The sequence below is a fragment of the Hydrogenophaga sp. GW456-12-10-14-TSB4 genome (assembly GCF_059424305.1).
This window is the reverse complement of the sequence record NZ_JBWKZH010000137.1, coordinates 1-2542: the sequence shown is the minus strand read 5'-3', so window position 1 is coordinate 2542 and position 2542 is coordinate 1. Positions and strand designations below refer to the sequence as shown.

Here is a 2542-nt window from a genome sequence, read left to right as displayed (position 1 = left end):
TCGCTGGGCGCCATCCCCATCCCGCTGTACCAGGACGCGGTCGCCGCCGAATGCGTCTTCCCCATCAACAACGCCGAAGTGCGCTTCTGCGTGGTGGAAGACCAGGAGCAAGTCGACAAGATGCTGGAGATCCGCGACCGCTGCCCGCAGCTCAGCCACCTCTACTACGACGACCCGCGCGGCCTGCGCAACTACGACCAGCCCGGCCTGCGCAGCCTGGCCTCGCTCGTCGAAGCCGGCCAGGCCCACGCCAAGGCGAACCCCCAGCTGTTTCGCGAACAGGTCGAGCTGGGCCGCACCGAAGACGTCGCTGCCATGTTCTTCACCAGCGGCACCACCGGCAACCCCAAGGGCGTGGTCCACACCCACCAGACCCTCATCAACCGCGCCACCGTGGGCGCCAAATTCGACAAACTCACCCGCGAAGACGAGATCCTGGCCTACCTGCCCCCGGCCTGGATCGGGCAGAACATCTTCAGCTACGCGCAATGGCTCGTGGCCGGCTACGTGGTCAACTGCCCCGAATCGGCCTCCACCATCACCATCGACCTGAAGGAAGTCGGCCCGACCTACTACTTCGCCCCGCCGCGCATCTTCGAGGGCCTGCTCACCAGCGTCATGATCCGCATGGAAGACGCTGGCGCCCTCAAGCGCGGCCTGTTCCACCGCTGCATGGCGCTGGCCCGCCGCGTGGGCCCCGACCGCATGGACGGCAAACCCATCGGCCTGCTCGACTCGATCAAGTACCGCCTGGGCGACTGGCTGGTCTACGGCCCGCTGCGCAACAACCTGGGCCTGAGCCGCGTGCGCGTGGCCTACACCGCCGGCGAAGCCATCGGGCCCGACCTCTTCAGCTTCTACCGCTCCATCGGCATCAACATGAAGCAGCTCTACGGCTCCACCGAGACCGCTGTCTTCGTCTGCCTGCAGCCCGACCACGAAGCCCGCGCCGACACCGTCGGTGTGCCCTGCGAGGGCGTGGAGATCAAACTCTCCGAGACCGGCGAGATCCTGGTCAAGTCCCCCGGCCTGCTCAAGGGCTACTACAAGAACGAAGCCGCCACGGCCGAAGTGCTCACCGCCGACGGCTGGTACCACACCAGCGACGCGGGCTTCATCGACGCCTCGGGGCACCTCAAGATCATCGACCGCGTCAAGGACGTGGGGCGGCTCAAGGGCGGTGCGCACGACGGCGCCATGTTCGCGCCCAAGTACGTGGAGAACAAGCTCAAATTCTTCTCGCACATCAAGGAAGCCGTGGCCTACGGCGACCAGCGCGAGCGCGTCTGCGTCATGCTCAACATCGACTTCGACGCCGTGGGCAACTGGGCCGAGCGGCGCAACCTGCCCTATGCCGGCTACACCGACCTGGCGCAGAAGCCCGAGGTGTACGAACTCATCCGCGACTGCGTGGAGAAGGTCAACGCCGACCTCAGCCGCGACGAGCTGCTCGCGGGCAGCCAGATCAGCCGTTTCCTGGTGCTGCACAAGGAGCTGGACGCCGACGACGGCGAACTCACCCGCACGAACAAGGTGCGCCGCGGCTTCATCGCCGAGAAGTACGGCGTGCTGGTCGAGGCGCTGTACGGCGGCAAGGCCGAGCAGTACATCCAGACGCAGGTGAAGTTCGAGGACGGGCGCACCGGCTCGGTCAGCGCCACGCTCAAGCTGAGCGACGCCAAGACCTTCACCCCCGTCCAAGCCGCCGCCTGATGGAGCCGCATTCCAACATGACACAGAAGAAGATCGGCGACGTTGTCCTCAACGTCCAGAACATCAGCCTGCGCTTTGGCGGCGTCAAGGCGCTGACCAACATCAGCTTTGACGTGCGCGAGCACGAGGTGCGCGCCATCATCGGGCCCAACGGCGCGGGCAAGAGCTCCATGCTCAACTGCATCAACGGGGTGTACCAGCCGCAGGAGGGCTCGATCAGCTTCCGGGGCCGCACCTTCAAGCACATGAACAGCCGCCAGGTGGCCGAGATGGGCATCGCGCGCACGTTCCAGAACCTGGCGCTCTTCAAGGGCATGAGCGTGATCGACAACCTCATGACCGGGCGCAACCTGCGCATCAAGAGCGGCTTGCTGGCGCAAGCCTTCCGCAACCCCTTCGCCAACCTCAAGGTGCTGGGGGGAGCGCAGAAGGAAGAGGAAGCGCACCGCGAGTTCGTGGAGCACATCATCGACTTCCTGGAGATCCAGGCGCACCGCAAGACGCCGGTGGGGCAGTTGCCCTACGGGCTGCAGAAGCGCGTGGACCTGGGCCGTGCGCTGGCGATGGAGCCGCAGGTGCTGCTGCTGGACGAGCCGATGGCGGGCATGAACCTGGAGGAGAAGCAGGACATGAGCCGCTTCATCCTGGACGTGAACGACGAGTTCGGCACCACCATTGTGCTGATCGAGCACGACATGGGGGTGGTGATGGACATCTCCGACCGCGTCGTCGTGCTCGACTACGGCAAGAAGATCGGCGACGGCACCCCCGAGGAAGTCCGACGCAACGAGGAGGTCATCAGCGCCTACCTCGGCACGAGTCACTGAAC

The 2542-nt window shown here is 65.6% G+C and carries 2 protein-coding genes; both read left to right on the top strand.

Annotated elements, in window-relative coordinates; genetic code table 11:
* On the top strand, window positions 1-1713 hold a 1713-nt coding region (locus AC07ZS_RS29680; RefSeq protein ID WP_494802015.1), incomplete at its 5' end, for an AMP-binding protein.
* A 17-nt stretch (window positions 1714-1730) separates the two neighbouring features.
* Complete coding sequence (locus AC07ZS_RS29675; protein WP_494802014.1) at window positions 1731-2540, top strand: ABC transporter ATP-binding protein; 810 nt, start codon at window positions 1731-1733, stop codon at window positions 2538-2540.
* Window positions 2541-2542 lie beyond the last annotated feature (2 nt).

Excerpts from the sequence above, each read along its gene's own strand:
- AC07ZS_RS29675 (WP_494802014.1), top strand. The coding sequence starts at position 1,731 with ATGACACAGAAGAAGATCGGCGACGTTGTCCTCAACGTCCAGAACATC.